Origin of the sequence: Flagellimonas marinaquae (assembly GCF_003992675.1) — a bacterium.
GTDB lineage: Bacteria > Bacteroidota > Bacteroidia > Flavobacteriales > Flavobacteriaceae > Flagellimonas > Flagellimonas marinaquae.
In genome coordinates, this window is the sequence record NZ_RZMZ01000017.1 from 80845 (window position 1) to 81663 (window position 819).

General features: G+C 46.3%; 1 pseudogene. It reads right to left on the reverse strand.

What is annotated here, in order from left to right:
* Positions 1-819: pseudogene (locus EO130_RS15570) on the reverse strand (hypothetical protein); the annotation flags it as partial.

Sequence of the window (819 nt, forward strand, 5' to 3'; positions counted from 1 at the left end):
TTTCGTTAGCTCCGTCGGCCTCAACCACAGTGGAGAAACCAGCAGTGTGCAATACATAAGCGTTGGTTAATGTACCGTTCCAACCTTCTGTCCAGTCGATAGCGTCATCCTCATTGTTTTCCAAGTAGAAGTTGGAAGCGGAAACAGTTCCACCGAAGAACTCGACACCGTCATCGGTACCGTTCAAGATAGCAACGTTGCTAATGGTAGTACCTGAACCTACAGCGTAAAGCGATAGTCCGTTGTACTGTGACTCGGAGTTGATCTGTGCACCAGCGTAGTTGATAATCAAGTAATCGATGCTACCGGAATTATCGGCATCGTTAGTTCCACCGTAGATGATACCACCTACTTCGGCTTCAGCATCCACACCTTCGGTAGTGGTTGCATCACCAGCGATTACCAAACCACCCCAATCTCCAGGTTGTTCATTGGATGAAGTCATTACAACAGGGTTGGCAGCTGTACCTTGAATATCGATCATACCACCTTTTTGTACAACGATATAAGTACTGGTTTCTTCACCAGACTCTACATCGGCAACAATTCTTGTACCGGCAGGAATGGTAAGAGTTGCACCAGCTTCTACGCTAAAGCTTCCTTGCAAGAAGTAATCTACAGAGGGATCAAGAGTCAAATCTGTAGTCAATGAACCAGATAGTTGGCTCTCTTCGATAACAATCGCAGAGTTCACCCATCCAAACAGCTCAACATCAACGGTTGGTGCACCAACATAAGATAGGTTTGGATTTGCATCTGCGCCTTCAATCTGAACGTTGGCCAAAGGACCGTTGTCGCTCATCAATACTGAAGTGTCGT